This window comes from Spongiimicrobium sp. 3-5 (assembly GCF_046557915.1).
In the GTDB taxonomy this organism is placed as follows: Bacteria; Bacteroidota; Bacteroidia; order Flavobacteriales; family Flavobacteriaceae; genus JBHEBG01.
Genome location: NZ_JBHEBG010000001.1, coordinates 103,879 through 129,458, shown reverse-complemented (window position 1 = coordinate 129,458; position 25,580 = coordinate 103,879). Strand labels below are relative to the sequence as shown.

The window sequence follows — 25,580 nt, the reverse complement described above, 5'->3', positions numbered from 1 at the left end:
GTACTAAGTCTTAGTGAGCCATTCCAAAATCGATGGAAAAAAAGTTTCACATCTGATAATTAATGAGGACAAATATACCATTTTGATGTTAAGAATTACTTGCAATTAATGTTGTGGAGATAGTTAAAATTTGATGTCATTACGCTATTTTAGTTGAAAGTTCCTAAGAGGATGAAAAAGACAACTTTACTTTTAACCTTTAGTCTGGTCTTAGTATTAATCGGGGCATGTAAAGATGTTCCAAAGAATGAATTGCCCATGCAACCCGTTAACCTGGCCAATACGTATAAGGAGGCCTATAGACCGCAATATCACTTTTCCCCACAAGAGAAATGGATGAACGATCCCAACGGATTGGTCTACCACCAAGGGGTATACCATCTTTTTTATCAGTACTATCCGGACGATATTGTATGGGGACCCATGCACTGGGGACATGCGGTAAGCAAGGATATGGTGTACTGGGAGCATAAACCCATAGCACTTTTCCCAGATGAACACGGTTATATTTTCTCTGGTAGCGCAGTAGTGGACAAGGAAAACAGTTCTGGTTTCGGAACTATGGAAAACCCTCCCTTGGTGGCTATTTTTACCTATCATCTTAGCGAAGGCGAAGAGGCTGGCAGAAACGATTATCAGACACAGGGAATAGCCTATAGTTTGGATAATGGGGACAGCTGGGCAAAGTATGGGGGCAATCCGGTGATTCCCAATAGTGGTATAAAAGACTTTAGAGACCCCAAGGTCTTTTGGAACAATAAAATAAATAAGTGGACCATGCTTCTTGTTGCCGGAGATCACCTACAGATATGGGATTCCGATAATCTAAAGGAATGGGAAAAGGTAAGCGAGTTTGGACATACACAAGGTGCCCATGGCGGAGTTTGGGAATGCCCGGATATGTTTCCCCTAAAAGTTGAAGGTACCGATGAGGAAAAATGGGTATTACTGATCAGCATTAATCCCGGTGCTCCCAACGGGGGAAGTGGCACTCAATATTTTGTGGGCGATTTTGATGGAAAACGCTTTACCACCGACCAGCAAAAACCTAGATGGATAGATTGGGGAACCGATAACTATGCGGGGGTTACCTATAATAATATCCCAAATGGAGATCGAATTTTTATAGGATGGATGAGCAATTGGCAATATGCCCGCGATACACCGACCAAAAAATGGCGAAGCGCCATGACGGTACCCAGAAAATTATCATTAAAAAAAATAGGAGACAAGCATGAACTTATAAATTACCCCTTAAAAAGTTTGGACACCCTTTTGCAAACGCAACTTAGCAAACAGCTGACCATTGGGGGCATGGAAAAAGATAGCGTTTCTTTTGATCATTTTAACCAGACCCAGGTTAAGTTTAAGACCTTGGCCAGAAATTTTATGCTAAGCTTTAAAAATACCAAGGGCGAAGAAACGGTAATCCATTTCGATGGAAAAAACAGTAAAGTTGTATTGGACCGAACGGCCTCGGGGAATAAAGATTTTCAGGTAGACTTTGGCAAGACCCCCCACTATATGCCCGTAGATAATTTGCCCGAAGGACTTTTGGAAATTAGGATACTTATAGATTGGTCGTCCGTAGAACTATTTGTCAACGGTGGACAGTATGTTATGACAGATCAAATTTTCCCTACGGAAAACTATAGTTTGTTAGAACTGCAAAATACTTCCGAAGAAGAGACTACATTCCGGGAGTTTACCATATCGACCATAAAATCAATCTGGTAAAGACAGGATTACCGCAATTTATGCGGCAAGGCTAAAACGGGTAGGTAAGAAGAATATAGATAGAGACCAAAAAACATAACAAAGCCAGGGCGGTAATGTAGTAAGTAACTAAAAACCGCCCCAGTTTTTGCAGGGTTCTGAACAATATATTCTTCAATTTTCTTTTAATAATTAGTCAAAGGCAAATCCGGTGGCCACCCTAAATATGAAAGCGTAGAGTACTACGGCGAACATAACAAAGCTGAACCATGCGAAGACCTTAAAGTATTTTGTTACCAAAAGGTGCCCCAGGTTTTTAAACCCTTCCAAATAGATTTCTTTTACGAGTAATATTGTCTTCATACACTATATGTTTATTAGTACTGATTTAAATACAAAGGTCGTTACAGAGTTTCCGTAAACCCCAATTTTTGGCGCAAGCAAGGTATAATACCGATGAACGACACCTGCCCGATACTAGATGGATATAATTGGCATTTGGTCGAATTTTATTGTGCGATACAATTTACAGGAGGTTTTCACTTAAAAACAGCGTTAAAGGCCCTATTTATGGGGTTTTGGGCCGATGCTACGCTAAAACAAATAATACGTTGTTGTGTTCATCCGTAAAAAAGGACACTTGGCCGAGGGCTGGGCCTTTGCCATGGTGGCTAATGGTTTTTTAACGCCCTAACGCCTGTGTACACATGTCTTACGGATATGGCATGTGCTGCATTTGGGGCGGTAATGGTAAACCCTAGGACCAGTTGCTGCGGATGCACTTCAAAATAACCTTTGCAAAGCGGTTTGGGCAGGCGTAGCATAGCATCTAAATGGTAACTACGGGCAATGGCAGTACTAAAATAGAAGTCAAAGTTAAAACCAAGGCCGTCCGTCACTAGCATTTGGGCCAGATATGGGTAGGGCGTTTTATAGATCGTTAGCTTGCGGTGCTGCCGTACCAGTGTTTTGGGTGGCTGTCCTAGGCTGTGGTTATGGATCTCTTGGGTGGCGAACAATAGGTTTAGGGTTTTGTGCGCGTCTTGGTCCAAAAAGGTTTTTAGCAATGTGTTTAGATGGGTTGTTGGCGTGGCAGGTAGGCGATGGGCAGTAGGTAATGATTTGTGCATGGTGCTTCTTAGGATTTGGTAGTACAAGTATAGTAAAATTACTACAAAAAACCCAACGATGTGTCCGAATACTATTAATCGAATCCTCATCTTCGAGTGTGTTTAAAGAATATACTCCAGACGACTTTAAAATAATTCGTGAAGTAGGTTTGCGAATCAAGGCTTTGCGTAATGGAAAAGGCATGTCTCAGCATGATTTGGCAATAGAGGCCGACATACCCAAAAACCAAGTAGGTAGAATTGAACGATACGAAATCAATACAAGTTTGGTAACGCTGAACCGTATCGCCAAAGCACTGAATGTGGATATTGCAGCGTTGTTTGGTGAAGATTAGTTATTTTAAATTTATAATGCAGATATGATCAACGGTCGTATACAATTGTTGTAACACATTATGCAAAACCATAAACGTTGAAGAAAATTCTATTAATAATATCTGCCTTTTTGTGTTCTAGTTGTAATTCTCAAACGAAATTTGATTTGGAGAAGATATTGGAAATGGACAGAGAGGATATGATAGTTATGGAAATCGATAGCTATCTTAATGAAAAATCTAAATATGGAGAGGAAATGGAAAAACTTAATTCTTCTCAAAGAGTTTTAGTTATTGTGGAGAATCTAGAAAGAGAAATCAACAATGGAGGATTTCATCAATTTTATTGGAACTCTAGCGGAGACTACGCAAATGAAACAGTAGATGTGCTAATTAAAATCGGAGCGAAAAAAACTGCCGAAATAGTTAAAAGTGCAAACTCAGAGTTTCCAAATGGACAGGTTCCTAAAGAAAGGGATAAAAGAGGCGAAATTTTGGACATGATAACAGAGAGAGCCTCTGACAATTGGAATACGCTTAACTTCAAATTTTATGGACCTAACGAACAGACTGGAGAGATAGAAATTGATGACATACCTAGTTTGTTGATTGAGTTTATAAATGCAAATAAGTCTGACTTTCAAAAATAACGTGTTACAGCACTGGCTATAAGCAATTGTAAGTTGTTAAAATTTGTTTTGAATACAGAAAAAATCAAAATAATAGATTGGAAACCAAAATGGGACGGTGGAGCACCAATGCCCCAAGTTTTTTCTAACGACGGAAAGGTATACTTAACTTATATCGTAGCCGATTGGGATGAAGAATCAATTGAGGACTTTAGGACACTTGAGCATGACGGATATGAAGGGTTTCACGCTTTGGTAGAGTTTGAAGGAAATACTTTTAAGTTTGGCATTGCAAATGATGAAGTTTTTAGTGGACTTCCTCTTTACGGCCAAGGGTTGGAATGGGCGCAAATAGTGGAAAACTCAAAATGGGTCGCGGAATTGAAAAAGATCCAGAAAGTTCATCCATATTATGATGAATCTAGATGGGAAAACAGAAAACATTACCTCTTGACTTTTAAGGATAACATTATGGAGGTCATTGCGACTGAATATAAGATTGAAATATTTCGAACTTCCTCAAAAAGAATAGCCCAAGAAGTCGTAGAAAGAATGAATAAATAACGCTCCACCGCAAAACCTTTAAGTAAAGCGGGTTTTGAGCCTAATCTTTGTGTATTTACAAAGTACCACCATCCCTATAGTCGTGGGGAAATGTAGTGCCTTTCTAAACGCTATCTTTCATACACAAGACCGTTATACGTAATTTGCTGATTTTTCATTGTTACCAATTTTTGGTATATTTGAAATAAACAGTGCTAAAATGAGTAAAAACACATCTATATCACTCGGAGATTATTTTGATCAATTCGTTCAAAGTAGAATACGCGAAGGTCGGTTTAAAAATGTTAGCGAGGTTATACGTGCAGGATTAAGACTTTTAGAAGAGGAAGAAAGCAAAGCGATAGTATTGAAGAACGCAATTCAGGACGGAATAGATAGCGGTATTGCACACGATTTTGACCCCAAAAAACATCTTGAATTCCTAAAAGCGAAAAAGCACAGGAATGCCTGAATTTAAATTGACGAATAAAGCCGTTGAGGATTTATCGAAAATTTGGGATTATACATTTGAAGTTTGGTCGGAAAGACAGGCCGACAAATATTATGAATCACTTATTTCAAATTGTCAAGAAATTGCAGATAATCCACATTTAGGAAAAAACTATGATGGAATTATCGAAAGTCTGCTCGGTATGAAAGTGAATCGACATATCATATTTTACCGAACTTTAAATGAAAAATATGTTGAAATTACGAGGATTTTACACGAGAGAATGGATTTAAAGAAAAAAATAACCGAATAAAAAACATAGCTAGTAAAGGCTTTCCGAGAGGTTTGTGTTTATTTACAAAGACTGCCATCCGTCGAACGGTCGGATGGCCTTTAAGAATGAATGAATAAAATGGAAAAATTTCGCTCAGTGCAAACCCTAAATTTTATCGCTTTCTACTGCCCCACTATCCATCCATGAGACCACTATACGCCATTAAAAAACATTTTCGCAGTAACAAATCTTCCCTAATTCAGTCTTAATAGAGAAATTAGATAAAAATGGAGACCATTAAAACCAATAACGAAATTATTACTAATCAAATTTCTTTGGGCAAAGCAGCTTTAATATCAGGATTAGGCCTATTGCTTATGGCCTTGACCGTTCCTTTCGCGGAATTTTACATTTTCCCTAAACTCATAAGTGATGATCCAACAGAAACGGTAAATAATATTTTGAGCAATAAAATGCTTTTTACAACAAGTATTTTCCTTCATTTTATTACGCTGCTTTGCGATATAGTTGTGGCTTGGGCACTTTATATATTCCTTAAGCCGGTAATGAAAAGTTTTTCTTTACTTACGGCCTGGTTTAGATTGATCTATACCGCAATGTATTTGGTAGCGCTAACAAATTTGATCAAGATACTGAACCTCGTTGGAATTTCCGCTAAGGCGGAGCATGGTGAGCTAGCCGATTCGGTTATGTTCTATTTCAGCTCATTTCAGCTAGAGTGGTCTTTTGGACTGGTGATTTTTGGCATATACCTTTTACTTTTGGGTTATTTGGTTTACAAATCTTCCTATGTTCCAAATGTATTTGGAATTCTACTATTAATTGCTGGTTTTGGATATTTGACCCATACACTTGGTACTTTTTTTATTCCAGATTGGGACTTGGATTTCTTGTTCTTTACCTTCTTTGGAGAATTGATTTTTATGGTATGGCTTTTAGTAAAAGGAAGAAAACTAAATTAAATAGTACCATTTAAAACGAACACAAAACAACGGCTATAATCCAGTATTGCCAAACGTTTTTAGAAATTACAAAGATGTATTTGCTATCTTAGAGACATACAAATGCAGGTACTGATGAACGTTTACCCTAAACACAAACTAACCCATGCGTAGCGCAATAATTACCTTCAGTATTTTTCTTTATGCGATTGCCGTTCCCTATTTGGAAATTAACGCCACCCACGAACATTTCTCAAAGGTTGGATCAAAAACTAAAACCTAATAAAATACCTTCTTGTTCCTTTGGTCATGGTAGTTGTGCTTGCCACTTTTCCACTCTCTAAGAGTATAGGAGTAATAACTTTATCATTGCAGGTAATATAGTATACACTTTGATTCTCATTTTCCGCCTTTGGCATTGGTTCTAAGCTTTTTGCTTCAACTGTTTTTTTTACTTGGTCATAAGTCAGGTAAGAAACAATATCACAAGAATTAAACTTAGTTCGCATCGCCAGGAGTTGGGAATCTACTATGCTATCCCTAGTTCTTATTTGGGCAGCCTTATGGTTTTTCATATCGTTAAGCGCAAGGGCTTTCTGTCTTACCTGATCAACGTTAACATGGCTATTTTTGAGTATCTTAAGGAAATTTTGCAATGCGCTTTCGTTTGTTGATGGCTCCGAACATGAGCAAAAAACAAATGTGCCAAACATTAAGATTACGATTCTGTTCATAACAAAATATTTTAATTGCATATTCCTGTATTTGACCTTGCCCTGCCACCATTTTTATTCACTACAACGCCTCTAGAGTTAGCAGTTCTAACTTTTTCTCCCAAAACCCCAGGGTTATCTCCACCACCTATAGGCCATGACCCATATGCACTTGGTAAATTCATTCCTCCCAAGTTACCAATTTCCAAAGCAAAATCGGTACAATTATAGGTGTTCTACGTTTATTTCCTAAGACACAGTTTTTCGTAAAAAGTCACTTTTGTAATACAGATTTATTAGAGCAAATTGGTTTGAACAGTTATCAGAAAAGTTTGGATGACTTTTTAATAGCTGCAAACAAGTATTTCCTATCTTAGAGACATACAAATGCAGGTACTGATGAACGTTTACCCTAAACACAAACTAACCCATGCGTAGCGCAATAATTACCTTCAGTATTTTTCTTTATGCGGTAGCAGTTCCCTATTTGGAGATTAACGCCACCCATGTTTTTAATCCGGATTGGACCCCACATGTGAGAATCCATGAGGTTTGGCAGCTGATTACAAATAGCGGTATTGGCCTGCTATGTCTTTGGTTGGTATGGTCTAAAAAGGAAATAGTACTCAGTACCCTATTGAGTATGTTGGTTACCGGTGGTTTTCTACTGGCTTTTGCACTTAAAGGCTTTTATGGCGGGTCTATGAAATACCTGGATGGGAGCGAAAAGACCCTTTTTGGCCTTAATATTGGTATTGTTGGTTTTGGCCTGGCTTTTATATTATTGGTCTTTGTGCTGGCTTCATATTTTAGAAAAACAAAATAGTACCGGTAGTTTTTCGTTGTATACCTAATCCAAACCTATTCCGCTTGCCATATGAAAGCAATCTTTTACGATACCTATGGACCTCCAGAGGTGCTTCAACTTAAAAAACTAGAAAAACCAATACCCAAGCCCAAGCAAATTTTGATAAAAATTAAGGCCGCGGCCATAACTATGGGCGACTGTGAAATGCGGAGCCCCAAAATACCCAATTTCACCTGGTTTATTGTAAGGCTCTTTTTTGGGATTAGAAAACCCAAAAAAAGAATACTGGGCAGCTATTGGGCCGGGGAAGTGGCCCAAACAGGGCAAGACGTGGATACATTTAAAGAAGGCGATAAGCTTTTTGGTATTAGCGAAGGTTTTGGTGCACATGCGGAGTATTTATGTCTTTTGGCCAGTGGCGCCTTAACCTCCATGCCCAACGAGGCTACTTATGAAGAGGTTGCCCCAATGGGGTTAGGCCTAGACTCCTTACATTTTCTAAAAAAAGCTAGGATAAAAGCTGGTGATAACATACTTATTAACGGTGCCGGGGGTGGTATAGGAACCTATGCCGTGCAATTGGCAAAATGCTTTGGGGCTATGGTAACTGCAGTGGATAGCGCCGACAAATTGGAAATGCTAACAGCCGTAGGTGCGGATAAAGTAATTGATTATAAGGCAGGCGATTTTAGCAAGCTGGGAACCTCATACGATCTGGTTTTTGATGTAGTGGGTGCGCTTTCGTACAGACAAAGTATGCGCCTGCTAAATAAGAAAGGACGCTACATAACCGCCGTTCCCCTCATATCGGGTTTGCTCAAAGGCCTATGGGCCAGATTAACAAGTAAGAAGAGAATAATGACCGGACTTACCCGAGCAAATAAGGAAGAACTGGATTTCCTTAAAAAAATGATGGAGGAAGGTAAACTGAAAACAGTGATCGATAAACGTTTTTCGATTGATGAGGTCCCTGATGCCCATAACTATATAGAACAGGGCCATAAACGGGGCAATGTAGTAATGGTGGTCGATTGATGTTGTTTTCAGGTGTTTCATCACCCTAAAAACTAAAGGAAGGAAACTTGCAATACCCAGTTAATATGTATACTAGGTCTTGGAGGTGATAATTTCTAAGGTGGCTTCCACAAAACGTTCCAAAGCACCTTTTTTGTGATCAAAAAACAGCTCGGGTTCTATAAGTTCCAACTCCATCAAAATAAAATTACCATCGTGTACCAAGCCATCTACACGGGCATATAAAATATCGCCTTCAAAGGCCGAGAGGATATGGGCGGCGGTTTCAATAATACTGGCATTGGGCTCATAGCCGTGGGCCACTCCCCCAAATTCGGACTGAATCCTAAACTCATTGGGTACGGCCGTTTTTAATACCGTATGCGAGTACTTTCTATTGAAAAATATAATCGATAATTCCCCGAAACTTTGTATCTGGGGCATAAATTTTTGTATCAATAAGTCGCGGCCATGGGCCAGGCCATTGAACTTTTTCTCAATGTTATCAAAATTACCGACCTCAAATTTTTCCGTTAAAAAAGCACTGGCCGAAACTGCAGGTTTAATCACCGCTTTTTTCCATCCGCTTCCTTGTAGGGAAGAAAGGTCCAAAGGTTTTGTCTTTTCATGAAAAATGGTGGGGACAATGGTAAACCCTTGTTTTTCCAGTTCTTTCAAATAAAATTTATGGGCATTGGATTTTAATAGTGGTAGGGCGTTTAGCGTTTTTACCCCATAATTTTCCAAATCTTCCAACCATTTAAGAAAATCCTTGAGGTGCAGGTGGTAGTCCCATAAAGATCTAATGATAAGATAATCGTAATCTTTCCAAACAATGGAAGCATCGTTCCATACCAGGGCATCCGCAATTATTTCTTGTGTCGCAAAAAGAGGGATCAGGGCTTGCTCGCTTTCCGTTAAATTGGGAACGGTACTACAAGTTACAATACCCAGCCTAAGGCCGTTTGTGCTCTTGGATGTTGTTTGGTCGTTGCCTTTGTCCATTGTGTTTATTGCCTTTGAAGGAGACAGGATGCTAAAACACTATTGCTTCATTTCTACCACCATTTCTACTTCAACCGCCCAATTTCCCGGGATCACCATACCTACGGCAGACCGTGCATGACTCTCGCTATCTCCAAAAATTTTGTTCAAGAAATGGGTGGCCCCATTGATTACACCGGAGGTATTGTTAAAATCCTTTCCGGTATTTACCATCCCAAATACTTTTACAACTTTAACAATATCGTTTACATCGGCAATTGCGCCTACGGCCTTAAGGCACTTAAAAGCACAGATTTCCGCTGCTTTGTAGGCAGTATCCACGTCTACATCTTCCCCTACCTTGCCTTTAATAACCATATCCCCAAGAACAGAAGTCTGGCCAGAGGTGAAAATTAGATTTCCGGTCCGCACCGCTTGATGAAAGTCTAATACCTTTAAATCTGCAGGTTCATACGTATAACCCAATGCTTTTAATCTTTCTGTGATCATTTTTAGAGCTGTTTGTTAGAAGATTTCTCTTTTCCTAGTCTTAGGAGGATCAATTTAAGAAATAATGATGGATGGATCTTAATAAAAAACGGGGCTAGTTACTTTGTGGGGAATTTTGGGTTTCTAACCTGCACCATATAACCTAAGTTTTACTAAATTGGCTACCTTCGGTTAAAGACATAAAGGTTATTACAGCATAAGGATATCCAAAAAATCGGTTTTAATGGAAACATATAAGGTGCTCGTGGTCGGTTGCGGTAATATGGGAACTTCCCATGCCCGCGCCTATAATAAATTGAACAAATTTCAAATTGTGGGACTTGTTAGTCGCAATCCCGATAGTAGGAACAAATTGGCCGAAGAGTTGGGCGGTTTGCCCACTTTTTCGGATTTTGAGGAAGCGTTAAGGGCAACAAAGCCACATGTTGTTTCTATAAATACCTATCCCGAAACCCATGCCGATTATGTGCGCAAAAGTTTACTTGCCAAAGCGCATGTTTTTGTGGAAAAACCCCTTGCCACAACGGTTGAAGATGCTAGGGAACTTGCCGATTTGGCTAAAAAAGCGGGATTAAAATTGGTGGTAGGCTATATTTTAAGGGTGCATCCGGCCTGGCGTAAATTTGTGGCAGTTGCCCAAACTTTAGGGAAGCCATTGGTAATGCGTATGAATTTGAATCAACAAAGTTATGGAAGCCAGTGGAATACCCATAAACAACTAATGAACTCTATGTCCCCGATTGTAGATTGCGGTGTTCACTATGTTGATGTAATGTGCCAGATGGTAAATGCCAAACCTGTTAAAGTAAGTGCCATTGGTGCAAATTTGACCGATGAAATTGCTCCGGATATGTATAATTATGGTCAATTACAAGTAACTTTCCAAGATGGGTCCGTAGGTTGGTACGAAGCCGGTTGGGGGCCAATGATGAGCGAAACCGCTTTTTTTGTCAAAGATGTAATTGGACCTCGGGGAAGTATAAGTATCGTAGAGAAAAGTAATCAAGAATCCGATAATATAGAAGGGCATACACAAACAGGATGTTTGCAATTGCACCATGGTATGTTGGATGAACACGGTAATTTCGTTAAAAAAGATGAATTTATCGCTACGGAAAATGAGCCAAGCCACGATGCCTTGTGCCAACTAGAGCAGGAGTTTTTATTGGATGCAGTAGAAAAAGACGTAGACTTAACCCAGCATATTGAAGATGCCATCAGCAGTTTAAATATAGTTTTGGCCGCAGATAAAGCCTTTAAAACAGGTAAGACCGTGTTTTTATAGTGGGGTTAAAAGTTTTGTGAAATCTTGTGTTATTGGTTTCTTAGCCAAGCAGGGTGGTCAGATTCTTAAAAACACTTAAGCAACCTTTTGTTTGTAACTGAATCTTTAAAGTAAAACACCAACATGAGAAATATCATTCTAGCATTGTTCGGTTTTTACATGATCTTATCTTGTACCAATGATGACGGGGATAACTTCGGCTTACCAGAAGGAACGTATAGATTGGTAGAAAGGGTTTGCTTTTGTGGCCCACCAGAGGAGGGTTCTACCGAACATTGGATATTCGACAATGAAGCGAATACACTAACAATAAGAATTGTTGATGGAGATGGGGAGCTTATAGAGTCTAGGGAATTGTTCTATGGTAGCAAAGGAAACAATCTTGTTATTGGAGAAGGGGCAGAATTTGTTCAAAAAAGGAAGGGTTCGGTTTTAGAACTGACCTATCTGGACGATCCAGGTATTGCAGACGACGAAGTGGTTGTTAGGCTGGTGCGTTAATCAATTTTAAAACCAACCCAATGAATTGTTTTAACCATAACTAATTTGTATGGTTCAATTTGGCCACTATCCTAGAGGTCTTTCTAAAAACCCTTCATATTTCAAGTTAACTATTGTTCAGGTAAAGCATATATTTAATATTTGTTATCCAGTACTGATTTTGTCTATAAACATAGCTGTAAATTAGCTTATGAAAAATCTACTGCTTACTCTTATAATTATTCTACTCACGAATTGCATTTCGGATAAAACGGAGTTGATAGGACACATAGGAAGACCTCATATTTCGCCTAACGGAAATAAAATTGCTTTTATTTATGCGAAAGACGCATCTAAAGATGTTTGGGAAATATATTCCGCGGATATCAATGGCGAAAACGTTAGGCAGCTCACCCATTTTACCAGTGCTCGTATAAAAAAAGGCCCGGTATGGTCTCCCAATGGCGAGAAAATAGCTTTTCATGCAGACCTTAATGAGGGTGCCCAAATTTTTGTGATGGATTCAAATGGAGAAAATCTAGCTCAGCTGACAGACCTAGCCGGATATAATGTGGAGCCTAATTGGTCACCAAATGGAAATGAAATCGTTTTTAATACCGTTCCAAAAGATGGAAAGGTCCAAATGTTGATAATGAATGCAGATGGTTCCAACATTAGGGAACTTCACAATCCCGATGGGCAAAATTGGTATCCACGGATGACAACCCAAAACCGAATTGTCTTTACGTCAGATTTTAAGGAAAAGGATAACTATGATATTTTCAGCATGAATTTAGATGGTTCCGATATTCGGCAATTAACATCTATTGATGGTATCAATTGGTTTCCGGAATATTCTCCTGATGGAACTAAAATACTCTTTCATTCAAATCAAGATGATCCATCGTTAAGCGATTCGGGAAATTTTAATCTCTATATGATTAATGCGGATGGTACGGGTCTTAGGCAAATCACTTCTATGGCAGGGCAAGAGCTTCATGCCAAATGGCATCCTTTAGGAAAGAAATTGATTTTCGAATGGCATCACGAGGGCGCTAAGGGCCTTCATATGTTTAACCTTACTAACGGCACAATCGAAAAGATTAAACTTGTATATTGATAGGGAACTAAAATAAAAGATCCCTTAAGAAAACAAGAAAACCGCAACATCTTGTATATCAGATGAATGCGGTTTTTTCTTGTGGTACCTCCAGGAATCGAACCAGGGACACACGGATTTTCAGTCCGTTGCTCTACCAACTGAGCTAAGGTACCATGCCGTTTAGGCGGGTGCAAATATAATTTCAAATTTAGGATATACAAACAAAAAAGGGAAAAAAGGAATCAGTTTTTTTATAAAGGCCTCAAATTTCTACAATTAACAATTATAACCGCTATTTTTACAGTTGCGCAATGTAACCCTACAGGCCTTTCTAATATAAGACCTTCGTATTATGAACCTGATAATAGATGCCGGTAATACTTTTGTTAAGCTCGCCGTCTTTGATAAAGATGCCATTATCTATTTGCAAAAAGTAAACCTAACCGATTTTTCGACGAAAGTAAAGGCGTTTTTCGATCAATTCCCCGATATCAGAAGAGCAATAGTTTCCGCTGTAGGTCATTTGGGTAAGCAACGTATTGCCATGCTCTCTATTTTTTGTGAGGTACACGTGCTAAACCACGCTTCCAAAACCCCTTTTAAAAATTCTTACGCTACCCCTCAAACTTTAGGGGTAGACAGAATAGCCCTAGCGGCAGCCGCTTTCTATCACAATCCTAAGGGCAATACCTTGGTCATAGATGCCGGTACCTGCATTACATATGATATGATAAACGATTATGGCGAATATCTTGGAGGGGCCATTTCCCCAGGTTTAATTATGCGTTATAAGGCCGTGCACAACCAAACTTCCAAACTTCCTTTGTTAGAGCCTATAGACCTATTGGACTTTATAGGGAATACCACCGAAACCAGTATCCACAGTGGTATAATTAATGGTATATGCATGGAAATTGACGGCGTAATTGATCAATACAGTTCCCGTTTTTCAGATTTAACAGTTATTTTAACAGGGGGGGATGCCCAATTTTTGTCAAAACGATTAAAAAATACCATATTTGCGCATTCCAATTTTCTCCTGGAAGGATTAAATTATTTGCTGGAATACAATAAAAGCTAGATGGTTAAAAAAATTGTAGTTGCAATGTTGCTGTGCATTGCTAGTAGTACGTACGCACAAGACGGTACGGTTTCCCCATATTCTTTTTTCGGTGTTGGAGAGCTAAGGTCCGTAGGTACGGTGGAGAACCAAATGATGGGTGGGCTTAGTATGTATGCGGATAGTATTCATATAAATCTGCGTAATCCGGCCGCATATGGCAAATTAAGACTTACGGCATACACTATTGGTGCTTCTCACAGAGAGTTTCGTTTTAAAAGTTTTGAGAGTCAGGAAAACACCTCCGTTACCAATTTGGACTACCTATCCATTGGGTTTCCCTTAGGAAAAGGATTTGGAATGGGGTTTGGACTTATGCCCTTTTCTTCTGTTGGGTATAGTATTGCATCCCAGAGCGTAAATCAAAATGGGGCTGAGGTAACCAATGCATTTTCGGGCGAAGGAGGATTGAACAAGGTGTATTTTTCATTGGGTTATCAGATATTGCCCAATCTTACGATAGGGGCAACCACTAATTTTAATTTCGGTACTCTAGAGAACGATAGGCTGCAGCGGGTAGAAAATGTACAGTTTGGTACTTTAGACCGAAGGGAATCTCAGGTAAATGGTCTCGATTTCGTCTTTGCAGCCAATTATACACCTACCATCAAGGAAAAATACACACTCTACACCTCGGCGGTGATAAATACACAAGCTAATTTGGTGTCCGAAAATCAACAAGAAATAGGTTCGTTCTCTAACATTAACGGTACGGACATTGAAATAATAAATGTAGATCTAGATGCCAGTGGGCTAAGAAATACAGAATTAAAAATACCTACGACCACAACTTTGGGCCTAGGTTTTGGACAGGACAAAAAGTGGTTTATTGGAGGTGAATACAGTTTTCAGAAATTGAGCTCCTTCAATAACGACTTTATAAATGTTGAGGATAATTTTATGTACAAGGATGCCAGTAACATAGCTATTGGAGGATATTTCATACCAGATTACAGTTCTTTTTCGAGCTTTCTTAAAAGGGTTACTTACAGAGCTGGTATTAAATACACCAAGTCCGGTTTAATGGTCAACAACAAAGAAATAAATAATTTTGGCATAACTTTTGGATTGGGGTTACCGTCTGGAGCAAGTTTCTCCAATCTAAACCTTGGTTTTGAGGTGGGAAGAAGGGGAACTACAGATGCCAACCTAATAGAAGAAAGTTATCTAAAAGTGAACATTGGCCTATCTTTAAACGATAGATGGTTCCAGAAAAGAAAAATAAATTGATAAAAATTTAGTAAATTGAGACCTTTAAATACATACTAAGATGAAAAAGAACCTTTACATTATGGTTGTTGCGGTTTTGGGATTTGTAGGCGTAACCAATGCTCAAGCTCAAAATCCGGAATGTATGACCAACCTTTCCATATTTTCAGAACATGCGAAAGTAAAAAACTATGACGCCGCCTATACACCATGGAAAATGGTATATGAAAGTTGTCCCGGTCTTAACTGGGCCACTTTTGCCTATGGTGAAAGAATCCTTCGAGATAAAATAGGAAAAGCTTCAGGAGCGGAGAAAGAAGGCTATATTAAGGATATCATCACATTAGGGGAAAACAGCATGAAGTATTTCCCTAAGAAAGCGAAGATGGCAGATGTGATGATAGATAAAGCTATGATGCTTTATGATAACAAAATGGCCTCCGATCAGGAAATCTATGATATGCTGTTACATGCATTTAACGAAGACAGGGCCAACTTTAAAAACCCCAAGGCGCTGTATCTGTATTTCTCTAACCTCGTAGATTTGCATAATGCAGGCAGCAAGGATTTGCAGACGGTATTTGATACCTATGATGACGTTACGGAAAAAATTGAGGAAGAGAATAAAAAGCTTACCGGTGTAATTGCCAAATTACTTCCCAAGGAAGAAGAGGGCACGCTTACTTCAAAAGAAAAGAGAAGACTTAAAGTTGCCACTACAAACTCCGAGTCTTTTGGTAAAATTGCCGGGAGTATAGATTCTAAACTTGGAGCTTTGGCAGAATGTGAGAACCTTATTCCACTATATGAGAAAAGCTTTGAATCCAAAAAAGGTGATGTTACATGGGTAAAAAGAGCCGTTGGAAGAATGTTTAGCAAAGAATGTACGGACGATCCTATGTTTAAAAAATTGTTTGAAGCCCAACTTGCTTTAGATCCATCCGCTGATGCTTACGTTTATGGCGGTACCTTAAAGCAAAAAGCTGGGGATGCCAATGGTGCTATTGCTGATTTTAACAAGGCCGTGGAATTGGAAACGGACTCTTACAGAAAGTCCAATCTTTTGTACAAGATTGCTACGATCTATAGAAGAGGAAGTAAGTCTACCGCAAGGAGCTATGCCCAAAAAGCAATCAACGCCAATTCGGCAAATGGAAAAGCGTATTTATTGATTGCCAACCTATACGCGGGTAGTGCCAACCAATGTGGAAGCACACCTTTTGAAAAACGTGCCATATACTGGAAGGCTGCAGAAATGGCCCGTAAAGCAGGCAGAGTAGATCCATCATTGAGCGGTAGGGCAAGACAAACAGCTGCCAGCTACAATGCAAAGGCACCATCTAAAACCGATATATTCAATTCTGGAAAAGCAGGTCAGACCGTTTCTTTCAGTTGCTGGGTAGGGGGAAGCGTAAAAGTGCCCGCCCTATAAGATGACAAAACATTTTAGAAATAATTTTTTCAGCATTGCCATAGTATTTTCTATGGCAATGCTGTTTTTATCCTGTAAGGACAACTACAAGCGAATAGGGGATGAGGCCCAAAAAGAGATTTTCCCGCAGGGAGTGGCCCACAACTTTGTGCTTACGTATACCGAAACATCCGAAGAGGTGAAAAATGAAGATACCGCCTCGTCTAGAATCGTAGCGGTTTTAACAAGCCCCATAAGTGAAGATTTTGAGAACCTAAGATTTCCATATAGAACCTTTCCGAACGGACTTCAGGTAGATTTCTTTGATGAGGATAATAACAAAAGCATTATAAAAGCCGATTATGGAATTATTTATTCGGCTACAAATTTGATAGATTTGCAGGGTAATGTAGTCATTGAAAGCCATGACGGTAAAAAATTGGAAAGTCCGCAACTGTATTGGGACAGAGGTAACGAATGGATATTTACCCAAGCCAAATTTAAGTATACAAACCCCGAAGATGGTACGTTAATGGATGGCGAAGGCATGGATTTCAATAGGGATTTCAGTTTCTTTAACGCCCATAAAACCTACGGTCTCATGACAATAAAAGAAGAATAAATGATTAAGATCTTAAAATATACAGAATACCTTTACTTAGTAGTTGCCATTGTATCGGTCTACAAGATTTTTGAATTATGGGAAGCAGACAGGGAAGGCACCTATATATTTATTTTTTTTGCCCTGGTTTCCACTGGGATGTTTTTCTTTAGAAGAAACTATAGAAGAAGATTCGAGCGGCGTAAAAACGAAAATAAAAAGTAGTTTTGGAAACCTCCCTTGTAATCATTGGTATTTCCTTAGTGCTCTCGGCCTTTTTTTCGGGAATGGAAATAGCCTTTATATCCGCCAATAAAATCCATATAGAAATAGAGAAGAAGCAAGAAGGTTTTTTGGCCCTAATACTCACAAGGCTTACCAAAAAACCCTCCAAGTTTATTGCCACTATGCTAATAGGAAACAATATAGCATTGGTTGTCTATGGGCTTTTTATGGGCGATCTCTTAATGGGTTGGTTTACCAGCATATACCCCACCTCCTATAGCTTTTTAGATCTGTTGTTAACAGATTTTACCTTGGTTACCCAAACGATAATTTCAACAATAATCATTTTACTTACCGCAGAATTTTTACCCAAGGTACTCTTTCAAATCTATGCCAATACCCTTTTAAAATTTTTTGCATTACCGGCGTACCTGTTCTATTTGCTGTTCTCCATTGTTTCGGACTTTGTGATTAAGGTATCCGATTTTATTTTAAAAACATTTTTTAAAACCGATTCCGATCAAACCCAATTGGCGTTTAGCAAAATGGAACTTGGAGATTACATTACAGAGCAAATGGAAACTGTTGAGGAAGAGGACGAGGTAGATTCCGAAATACAGATTTTTCAGAATGCTTTGGATTTCTCTGCCGTAAAGGCTAGGGAAGTAATGGTTCCAAGAACAGAGATTATGGCCGTGGAACTGCACGAGACCCCAAAGAATTTGACTAAACTCTTTACAAAAACCGGCTACTCAAAAATATTGGTATACAAGGGTACCATAGATAACATTATCGGATATGTGCATTCTTATGAACTATTTAAAAAACCCAAAACCGTAAAAAGTATTTTATTGCCCGTTGAGTTTGTGCCCGAAACTATGTTGATAAACGATATTCTAAATGTGCTAACCAAAAAGAGAAAGAGTATTGCGGTGGTGTTGGACGAATATGGTGGCACGTCCGGCATAATGACAGTAGAAGATATTGTGGAAGAGCTTTTTGGAGAAATAGAGGACGAGCACGATTCTACCGATCTACAGGAAGAACAACTCGATGAAAACACATATAAGTTCTCGGCCAGAATTGAGGTAGATTATGTAAATGAGAATTACAAATTGGAACTTCCCGAAAGTGAAGAATATGAAACCTTGGGAGGTCTTATTATGCACGAGACCGGGGAAATACCCGAACAAGATTCCGAAATAACGATAGAGAACTTTTTATTTACCATTTTAGAGGTCTCTAGCACAAAAATAGATTTGGTTTCACTGCAGGTCCTAGAAAAGGACTAACTGTCTATTAAGCCTTAGATAGGCTTGCTTTAGTTTTTATTATTTCAATTAAAATGGTATTTTCGCGAACTGATTTTAAACAATCCATGCAATGGCGATTTTAGAAAATATTAGAAAAAGGACCACTATATTGATACTAATTATTGGGATGGCCCTTTTTGCATTTGTTATATCGGGTATTTTTACCAGTAACGACTTAGGGGGAGGTGGAAAAATAGGATCCACTGTCGCCGAAATCAATGGCGATGAGCTGTCCATAGATAAGTTTAGGCAAAAAATAGAAGCGGCATCCAGAAGGTTTGGGCCTACATCGTCTTCCATGCAGTTGGTGAACACCGTATGGGACCAAGAAGTAAGAAACACTATCCTAGGACAACAATTTGCCGATTTAGGAATAGATATAGAACAAGATCAAATCATAAATTTTATCAAATCCAATCCTGCATATTCGCAAAGCCCGCAATTCTTAAATGAAAGTGGGGTTTTTGATGAAATTAAGTTTAGGGAATTCATTGCAGACCTAAAAGTAAATAGTCCTTCCCAATACCAACTTTGGTTGCAAGATGAAGAAGCCATTATACAAAGTGCCAAGGAACAAACCTATTTTAATTTAATAAGATCGGGTGTAGGAGCAACCTTAAAGGAAGGTGAATTGGAATATAAATTGGCCAATGACAAAGTAGACATTAATTACGTAAGGGTACCTTATGCTTCCATTGCCGATAGCACCATAACAATATCCAAAAAGGAAATTGAAAATTATATAAGCGAGCATAAGGAAAATTACAAACAAGAAAAATCTAGAGACATACAGTTTGTATATTTTGAAGAAAAACCTTCCTTGGAAGATGAAGGGGCTATCAATACGCAGATTACCGCTTTGTTGGATGATACTGTAGAATATAACTCTGGTACCGATACCAACGACACCATTGCTGGCTTTAGGAGCACTGACGACCTGACCGCCTTTTTGGATCGAAATTCCGATGTTAAATTCGACACGATCTACAAGGCCAAAAAAGATCTTCCGACTAAATTTGCCGATACCTTGATAGCACTTAAGGTGGGTGAGATGTATGGTCCTTACCGCGACGACGATGCTTTTAAAGTTTCCAAAATGGTAGGTAAAAGACCAAATGGCTCAGTAAAGGCAAGTCATATCCTAATTACTTACCAAGGAGCGGAAAGAGCAAATCCTGAGGTAACCAGAACCCAGGAGGAAGCGGAAAAAAGAGCTAAAGAGCTATTGAAGGATGCTCAAAAGGACGATGCGGTATTTGCTGAATTGGCCCGTGATAATTCAGATGGCCCATCGGCCCCAAGAGGTGGCGACTTAGGCTATTTCCAAGAAGGAGTGATGACCGATAAATTTAACGACTTTGCTTTTGGTAACCCAGTTGGTACCATTGATTTGGTAGAAACCGATTTCGGTTATCATATTGTAAAGATTGATGATAAGCAAGATTTAGTACAAATAGCCACTTTAGTAAGGGAAATTGAGCCTTCCGATGAAACCATAAATACTTTATTTACCGAAGCTACCAAGTTTGAAATGGCTACTACATCTTCGGAAAAGTCCTTTGTTGATCTAGCCAAAGAAAGTGAACTGACGGTAAGACCGGTAAACAAAATAAAGGCCATGGATGAAAATTTGCCCGGCCTTTCTGCACAGAGGAAAATTGTACAATGGGCGTTTAATGAAGAGACCGAAGCAGGCGATATAAAAAGGTTTAACATTAACAATGGTTATGCGGTTGTGCAATTGACCGCTAAATATAGCGAAGGCCTTATGTCTGTTGAAGATGCATCGGCAACAGTACTTCCCATACTCAGAAAAGAACGTAAGGCAACACAGATTATTAGTGCCAATACCGGAAAGTCCAAAGATGCATTGGCGACGGACAATAACCTAACTTCAGCAACAGCGTCGGCCCTAACGGTTAAGTCGCCGATTATACCAGGAGCCGGGCGAGAGCCTTTGGTGGTGGGTAGTGCTTTTGCGTTGGATCTAGACCAAACATCCGGACTTATTAAAGGAGAAAGTGGGGTTTTTATGATTACGGTAACCAAAAAAGAAGAAGCCCCAGAGTTAGATAACTACAGTACATATGCAAATACCTTACAATCATCCAGTGCAGCTAAAGTAACCACTGCCGTTTACGATGCATTGAAGAAAAATGCGGAAATAGAGGATAATAGAGACACCTATTATTAGTACAAGATATTTATAGGATCATCTTAGAATAAGGAATAACAACATCAAAACCCTTGGCGTTAAAATACGCGGGGGTTTTTTCGCCTCCAATTGCCCATATAAAATCACCCCCCCAAGCACCAAGGCTTTTAACTGCTCCCTTAAAATCCGGGAATAACGATTCTTTTATAGAAGAAACCCCAAGAATTCTAGCAATAGCATGCTCATGCTGTTGCAACAACAGCTCTAAGTCATACATTTGGTCGCATACCAATATTTTTTGTGAAATAAGCGATATTTCCTTTATCACTTTTTCTTTATCAATAGCAGATGCTCTATAACTGGCAATACCTTCTTTGCTATTTTGCTTTTTGTTGAGGTAAACAAAGTAGAATCGATCCGTAAAGGATGGGGAAAAATGAATTTCCTTGGCAATTGGCACTCCGTTTTTTAGCTGATAAGAGATAGAACCTTTGGCTTGTGCGCAGGCAATATCGTAACCACTTCCCCCGAAAGATTTCCATAGCAACCCATAAGCGTCTATCTTGGCCCACTGGGCAATATTGTTGATTAGGGTAGAAGAGGTGCCCAGTCCCCAATCCCTTGGGAAATTGAGGTTTGTTTTTACGGAGTACCCTCCTTCGCCAAAAAGGAATCTTGGGTTTTGGACTGTAGCTTCCTTTAAGATTTTATATAAAGTATTTATGATGGTAGTGAATTCCGTATCCGTATCTACCATATTTAAATGTTCAACAAGTGGCAAATTAAAAACATGCTCAAACCATACTTTGCCTTGGTGATCATAACTTTTCCAAACGAGCTTAGGCTCGGTAATTTCATTTACCTGAAGACTTTGGCCGTACTTGGTGGGTATGGCTAGCCCAATAGCACCATCGAGCACCACGTATTCGCCGGTAAGTAATAATTTGCCGCTACTGTAGAATTCTTGGTTCATGGTTTGTTTCGCAGCCCATTGAAAGCATCTACAACAGCACTATGGGTTGCGGTTTCGTGCTTAAAATAATTGATTAACACTGCTTTTTCCGATTCCGTGGCACCCAATTGGTTTAGAATATTCAACAGGTGCATTTTCATATGCCCCTCCTGGATGCCAGTGGTTACCAGAGAACGTAACGCAGCGAAGTTTTGTGCAAGTCCGGCTACGGCAACGATTTGCATTAGTTGGGGTGCCGAAGGTTTTTGTAAAATTTCCAATGCCAATTTTACCAGTGGATGTAATTTGGTAAGTCCACCCACAGTACCCAATGCCAGGGGGAGTTCTATCCAAAAGGTAAATATGCCCTCGGATATATGAGCGTTTGTTAAAGAAGAATATGTGCCGTCTTTGGCAGCATAGGCATGTACCGCGGCCTCTACCGCCCTAAAATCGTTTCCGGTTGCCAGCACTACCGCATCCACGCCGTTCATAATCCCTTTATTATGTGTCACTGCCCTATAGGGCTCGGCTTTGGCGATGGCTACCGCCTGAACCATTTTTTCCGCAAATTCCAAGGGTTTTAGGGAAGGGTCTTCATTGAGAGTTTCCACAGGGCAGCTCACCTCGGCCCGTACCGTACAATTGGGCACATGATTGGAAAGAATACTCATAACCACCTCTACATGACGTTCCTCCTTGGAAAATGAAGCAAAGTGTTGTGCCTCGGCAGTAAGTGTTTTGGCAAATTGCTCCAAGCACGAATTTATAAAATTGGCCCCCATGGCGTCCAAAGTCTCAAAAGTGCAATGTAACTGGTAATAGTTCTTAAGCTTTTCGGTCTTGTCTTTTAGTTCAACATCCACAATACCACCCCCTCTCTTCACCATATTTTTGGTGATGGGTTGTACGTCCTGGATCAATTTTGACTTAATAGAAATGAAAAATTCTTGTAGTTTTTTAAAATCACCCTTAAAAATAAAATGTACTTGCCCATTTTTTTGAGTGCCTATAATGCTAGTTTTAAATCCTCCACGGGATAACCAAAATTTGGCCGATTTACTGGCCGCCGCAACCACCGAACTTTCTTCGATGACCATAGGAATAGCATATAACTTTTTGTTAATTAGAAAGTTAGGTGCAATGCCGAAGGGCAGGTAATGGTTGGTGAGTGTATTTTCTATAAATTCGTCATGAAGCTTTTGCAAAGCTGCATCTGCATTCCAATATTGCTTAAGGATGCGTATGCTTTCCTCAGGGTTGTCCGTATAATTAGTAGCGATCCAATCGATTTTCTTGGCTTTGGTCAGTTTGGAAAATCCCTTGATAGGAGTAATCATAAAATTGTCGGTTTCGAGATTCAAAGATAGGCATAAAGCAAATAATTGTAGGATTTGGGCAGATTGCGACCAAAAGGCTTTTAATAAATGACAATTTGCAACTAAAGTTTAGTTTTCTGTTAAATTATTAGTAAACTTGGAAAATTTTAAACAATCTTTAGTTCCGTATGAAGAAAACTGTGATTTTGGCACTTTCTGTGCTGGCCTTTGTTGCTACCCTTAGCGCTCAACAAAAGAAAATAACACTTGAAGAAATTTGGGGAGGAGAATTTAGAACAGAAGGATTGGATGTTCTGCGTTCTATGAAAAATGGGAAACAATACACCATTTTAAATTTTGATAGGTCTAAGGGCGCTACTTCAATAGATAAATATGATTACAAAACATTGGAAAAAGTAGGGACCATTGTAGCTTCTTCCGATTCTGAAACTATCCCTAGGTTTAGTTCGTACGAGTTTAGTGCGGATGAGACCAAAGTATTACTTGCTACAGAGATCGAACCTATTTTTAGACACTCCAGATTAGGGGTCTATTACGTTTATGACGTTGCCACCAAAGCGGCACTAAAAATTGCGGAACATAAAATACAAGAGCCAACTTTGTCTCCTGATAATAGTCAGCTGGCATATGTATACGAAAACAATCTGTATGTGTTTGACATTGGCAATGGTACAACGAACCAAATCACCACAGATGGCAAAAAAAATAGCATTATCAATGGTGTAACGGATTGGGTGTATGAAGAGGAATTTTCCTTCGTTAAAGCCTTTGAATGGAATTCCGATGGATCTAAAATAGCTTTTTTACGGTTCGATGAGACCAATGTACCCGAATTCTCCATGGATGTATATGGTACCGAACTCTACCAACAACCTCACGTTTTTAAATACCCTAAGGCAGGAGAAGAAAATGCCAAGGTATCCTTACATATGCTAGACGTGCAATCTGGCGCTATTTCACAGGTAGATTTAGGGAATCCGTATTACATCCCTCGGATAAAATGGATGAACAATCCAAATTACCTTAGCGTTAGAACGCTAAATCGCCATCAGAATGCCATAAAGTTACATGCCGTAAATGCTAAGGACAATACGGTAGAGCTTCTTTTGGAAGATAAGGACGATGCTTATGTAGATGTAACGGATAATCTAACCTTTTTGGAGGACGATAGTTTCATCTGGACCAGCGAGAAGGACGGAAACCATCATATTTATCACTATGATCGTAGTGGGTCGTTATTGAACCAAATAACTAAAGGTCCTTGGGAAGTAACTAGCTATTACGGTTATGACCAAAATAAAAACCGGATATATTATCAGTCCACAGAAAACGGTTCTATAAATAGAGATGTCTATAGTGTTGATATTAAAGGTGGAAAAAAGAAAAGGCTAACGTCCAATGAAGGGCAAAACTCTGCCGATTTCAGTGCCGACTTTACGTATTTCATCAATACGTTTTCTTCGGCGAATACCCCTTATACATATACCTTGCATACAGCCTTAACCGGTAAAAAATTGAAGGATATTATGGACAATAAGACCCTATTGTCCAAATTGGGGGGTTATGAGATAAGCCCTAAAGAATTCTCTACTCTTGCAATTAATGGCAACGATCTAAATATGTGGATGATTAAGCCCAAGGATTTTGATCCTTCAAAAAAGTATCCGCTCTTTATGTCTCAATATAGCGGTCCCGGATCGCAGCAAGTATCCAACAGATGGATGAGCGCTAACGATTTGTGGTATCAAATGCTGGCATCACAAGGGTATATCATTGTCTGCGTTGACGGAAGAGGTACGGGTTTCAAAGGACGCGATTTTAAGAAAGTAACGCAAAAAGAATTGGGAAAATACGAAGTGGAAGATCAGATTGCAGCGGCCAAGAAACTTAGCGAACTCGCCTATATTGATGAGAGCAGAACAGGCATCTGGGGTTGGAGCTACGGAGGCTTTATGTCTACAAACTGTATCCTAAAAGGCAGTGATGTCTTTGAAATGGCCATTGCCGTTGCGCCTGTAACGTCTTGGAGATTTTACGATACCATTTACACGGAACGGTATATGCAAACGCCACAAGAAAACCCTAGCGGTTATGATGAGAACTCTCCCTTTAATTATCCCGAGTTGTTAAAAGGTAAGTATCTTTTGGTTCATGGTTCAGGAGATGATAATGTACATGTACAGAATACGATGAGAATGATAGAAGCTTTGGTACAGGCCAATAAACCGTTCGATTGGGCCATTTATCCAGATAAAAACCATGGTATTTATGGAGGCAATACCCGCCTGCACTTATTTACCAAAATGACCGACTTTATTAAGGAAAATTTATAAACCAAC

28 protein-coding genes and 1 tRNA gene are annotated in these 25,580 nt (G+C 39.3%); 20 read left to right on the top strand and 9 right to left on the bottom strand.

Annotated features, from left to right (window positions below; all coding sequences use genetic code 11):
* Positions 1–171: 171 nt before the first annotated feature.
* Entirely contained in the window at positions 172–1,737 is a 1,566-nt protein-coding gene (locus tag ACEQ81_RS00645) for a glycoside hydrolase family 32 protein (RefSeq protein WP_411028908.1), read from the top strand.
* Between the two features lie 171 nt (positions 1,738–1,908).
* On the opposite strand, the gene ACEQ81_RS00640 is transcribed toward ACEQ81_RS00645, so the two are convergent.
* Together ACEQ81_RS00640 and ACEQ81_RS00635 are read right to left on the bottom strand one after the other, a co-directional pair.
* A complete protein-coding gene (locus ACEQ81_RS00640) occupies positions 1,909–2,079 on the bottom strand; it encodes a DUF6747 family protein (RefSeq protein ID WP_411028907.1) in 171 nt (56 codons plus the stop codon).
* Between the two features lie 308 nt (positions 2,080–2,387).
* Complete coding sequence (locus ACEQ81_RS00635) at positions 2,388–2,936, bottom strand: hypothetical protein (RefSeq protein ID WP_411030385.1); 549 nt, start codon at positions 2,934–2,936, stop codon at positions 2,388–2,390.
* Here ACEQ81_RS00635 and ACEQ81_RS00630 point away from each other — a divergent pair.
* The 6 genes from ACEQ81_RS00630 (at position 2,834) to ACEQ81_RS00605 (ending at position 6,040) form a co-directional block, all read left to right on the top strand.
* Positions 2,834–3,181: a helix-turn-helix domain-containing protein gene (locus tag ACEQ81_RS00630; protein ID WP_411028906.1), complete on the top strand. Its 348-nt coding sequence runs from the start codon at positions 2,834–2,836 to the stop codon at positions 3,179–3,181. The genes ACEQ81_RS00635 and ACEQ81_RS00630 overlap by 103 nt on opposite strands.
* A 146-nt stretch (positions 3,182–3,327) precedes the next feature.
* Positions 3,328–3,810, top strand: coding sequence for a DMP19 family protein (locus tag ACEQ81_RS00625; RefSeq protein WP_411028905.1), 483 nt, complete (start codon positions 3,328–3,330; stop codon positions 3,808–3,810).
* A gap of 48 nt (positions 3,811–3,858) precedes the next feature.
* Positions 3,859–4,353, top strand: coding sequence for a hypothetical protein (locus tag ACEQ81_RS00620; protein WP_411028904.1), 495 nt, complete (start codon positions 3,859–3,861; stop codon positions 4,351–4,353).
* A gap of 199 nt (positions 4,354–4,552) precedes the next feature.
* Positions 4,553–4,804, top strand: a complete 252-nt coding sequence (locus ACEQ81_RS00615) for a type II toxin-antitoxin system ParD family antitoxin (protein WP_411028903.1) — start codon at positions 4,553–4,555, stop codon at positions 4,802–4,804.
* On the top strand, positions 4,797–5,096 hold the full coding sequence (locus tag ACEQ81_RS00610) for a type II toxin-antitoxin system RelE/ParE family toxin (protein ID WP_411028902.1): 300 nt from the start codon (positions 4,797–4,799) through the stop codon (positions 5,094–5,096). The genes ACEQ81_RS00615 and ACEQ81_RS00610 overlap by 8 nt, the downstream gene beginning before the upstream one ends.
* A gap of 248 nt (positions 5,097–5,344) precedes the next feature.
* On the top strand, positions 5,345–6,040 hold the full coding sequence (locus ACEQ81_RS00605; protein WP_411028901.1) for a DUF4386 domain-containing protein: 696 nt from the start codon (positions 5,345–5,347) through the stop codon (positions 6,038–6,040).
* Positions 6,041–6,291: 251 nt separating this feature from the next.
* Here the strand turns inward: ACEQ81_RS00605 and ACEQ81_RS00600 are convergent, their stop codons facing one another.
* Positions 6,292–6,753 (bottom strand): hypothetical protein, encoded by a 462-nt coding sequence (locus tag ACEQ81_RS00600; protein WP_411028900.1) that lies wholly within the window; start codon positions 6,751–6,753, stop codon positions 6,292–6,294.
* Positions 6,754–6,764: 11 nt separating this feature from the next.
* Positions 6,765–6,917, bottom strand: a complete 153-nt coding sequence (locus ACEQ81_RS00595) for a hypothetical protein (protein ID WP_411028899.1) — start codon at positions 6,915–6,917, stop codon at positions 6,765–6,767.
* Between the two features lie 245 nt (positions 6,918–7,162).
* Between ACEQ81_RS00595 and ACEQ81_RS00590 the strand changes: the two genes are divergently transcribed.
* Both ACEQ81_RS00590 and ACEQ81_RS00585 read left to right on the top strand, forming a co-directional pair.
* Entirely contained in the window at positions 7,163–7,558 is a 396-nt protein-coding gene (locus ACEQ81_RS00590; RefSeq protein WP_411028898.1) for a hypothetical protein, read from the top strand.
* A 51-nt stretch (positions 7,559–7,609) separates the two neighbouring features.
* Positions 7,610–8,575, top strand: a complete 966-nt coding sequence (locus tag ACEQ81_RS00585) for an NAD(P)-dependent alcohol dehydrogenase (RefSeq protein WP_411028897.1) — start codon at positions 7,610–7,612, stop codon at positions 8,573–8,575.
* 72 nt (positions 8,576–8,647) lie between these two features.
* On the opposite strand, the gene ACEQ81_RS00580 is transcribed toward ACEQ81_RS00585, so the two are convergent.
* Positions 8,648–9,559, bottom strand: a complete 912-nt coding sequence (locus ACEQ81_RS00580; RefSeq protein WP_411028896.1) for a RimK family alpha-L-glutamate ligase — start codon at positions 9,557–9,559, stop codon at positions 8,648–8,650.
* Positions 9,560–9,598: 39 nt separating this feature from the next.
* Positions 9,599–10,048, bottom strand: a complete 450-nt coding sequence (locus ACEQ81_RS00575; protein ID WP_411028895.1) for a RidA family protein — start codon at positions 10,046–10,048, stop codon at positions 9,599–9,601.
* A gap of 223 nt (positions 10,049–10,271) precedes the next feature.
* Here ACEQ81_RS00575 and ACEQ81_RS00570 point away from each other — a divergent pair, with 223 nt between their 5' ends.
* The 3 genes from ACEQ81_RS00570 to ACEQ81_RS00560 all read left to right on the top strand — a co-directional run bounded on the left by ACEQ81_RS00570 (position 10,272) and on the right by ACEQ81_RS00560 (position 12,933).
* The gene (locus ACEQ81_RS00570; protein WP_411028894.1) at positions 10,272–11,333 is read left to right on the top strand and encodes a Gfo/Idh/MocA family protein; all 1,062 of its coding nucleotides are present in this window, start codon (positions 10,272–10,274) and stop codon (positions 11,331–11,333) included.
* Positions 11,334–11,456: 123 nt separating this feature from the next.
* Complete coding sequence (locus ACEQ81_RS00565) at positions 11,457–11,834, top strand: hypothetical protein (RefSeq protein WP_411028893.1); 378 nt, start codon at positions 11,457–11,459, stop codon at positions 11,832–11,834.
* Positions 11,835–12,024: 190 nt separating this feature from the next.
* On the top strand, positions 12,025–12,933 hold the full coding sequence (locus tag ACEQ81_RS00560; protein WP_411028892.1) for a TolB family protein: 909 nt from the start codon (positions 12,025–12,027) through the stop codon (positions 12,931–12,933).
* A gap of 82 nt (positions 12,934–13,015) precedes the next feature.
* Here ACEQ81_RS00560 and ACEQ81_RS00555 read toward each other — a convergent pair.
* Positions 13,016–13,088: transfer RNA gene (locus ACEQ81_RS00555), tRNA-Phe, on the bottom strand.
* A gap of 179 nt (positions 13,089–13,267) precedes the next feature.
* Between ACEQ81_RS00555 and ACEQ81_RS00550 the strand changes: the two genes are divergently transcribed.
* The 7 genes from ACEQ81_RS00550 to ACEQ81_RS00520 all read left to right on the top strand — a co-directional run bounded on the left by ACEQ81_RS00550 (position 13,268) and on the right by ACEQ81_RS00520 (position 20,988).
* A complete protein-coding gene (locus ACEQ81_RS00550; protein WP_411028891.1) occupies positions 13,268–13,996 on the top strand; it encodes a type III pantothenate kinase in 729 nt (242 codons plus the stop codon).
* Complete coding sequence (locus ACEQ81_RS00545) at positions 13,997–15,265, top strand: hypothetical protein (protein WP_411028890.1); 1,269 nt, start codon at positions 13,997–13,999, stop codon at positions 15,263–15,265.
* Positions 15,266–15,305: 40 nt separating this feature from the next.
* Positions 15,306–16,676 carry a tetratricopeptide repeat protein gene (locus ACEQ81_RS00540; protein WP_411028889.1) on the top strand — a complete coding sequence of 457 codons (1,371 nt, stop codon included), beginning with the start codon at positions 15,306–15,308 and terminating at the stop codon, positions 16,674–16,676.
* Between the two features lies 1 nt (position 16,677).
* Positions 16,678–17,277 (top strand): LPS export ABC transporter periplasmic protein LptC, encoded by a 600-nt coding sequence (gene lptC / locus ACEQ81_RS00535; RefSeq protein ID WP_411028888.1) that lies wholly within the window; start codon positions 16,678–16,680, stop codon positions 17,275–17,277.
* Positions 17,278–17,481, top strand: a complete 204-nt coding sequence (locus tag ACEQ81_RS00530; RefSeq protein WP_411028887.1) for a hypothetical protein — start codon at positions 17,278–17,280, stop codon at positions 17,479–17,481.
* 2 nt (positions 17,482–17,483) lie between these two features.
* On the top strand, positions 17,484–18,773 hold the full coding sequence (locus ACEQ81_RS00525) for a hemolysin family protein (RefSeq protein WP_411028886.1): 1,290 nt from the start codon (positions 17,484–17,486) through the stop codon (positions 18,771–18,773).
* Positions 18,774–18,864: 91 nt separating this feature from the next.
* Positions 18,865–20,988, top strand: a complete 2,124-nt coding sequence (locus tag ACEQ81_RS00520; RefSeq protein ID WP_411028885.1) for a peptidylprolyl isomerase — start codon at positions 18,865–18,867, stop codon at positions 20,986–20,988.
* Positions 20,989–20,998: 10 nt separating this feature from the next.
* Here ACEQ81_RS00520 and ACEQ81_RS00515 read toward each other — a convergent pair whose 3' ends face one another.
* On the bottom strand, positions 20,999–21,922 hold the full coding sequence (locus ACEQ81_RS00515; protein ID WP_411028884.1) for a GYDIA family GHMP kinase: 924 nt from the start codon (positions 21,920–21,922) through the stop codon (positions 20,999–21,001).
* Positions 21,919–23,241, bottom strand: a complete 1,323-nt coding sequence (locus ACEQ81_RS00510; RefSeq protein WP_411028883.1) for a hydroxymethylglutaryl-CoA reductase, degradative — start codon at positions 23,239–23,241, stop codon at positions 21,919–21,921. Before ACEQ81_RS00510 ends, ACEQ81_RS00515 begins: the two co-directional genes overlap by 4 nt.
* Before the next feature lie 167 nt (positions 23,242–23,408).
* Between ACEQ81_RS00510 and ACEQ81_RS00505 the strand changes: the two genes are divergently transcribed.
* A complete protein-coding gene (locus ACEQ81_RS00505) occupies positions 23,409–25,574 on the top strand; it encodes a S9 family peptidase (protein ID WP_411028882.1) in 2,166 nt (721 codons plus the stop codon).
* Positions 25,575–25,580: the final 6 nt, after the last annotated feature.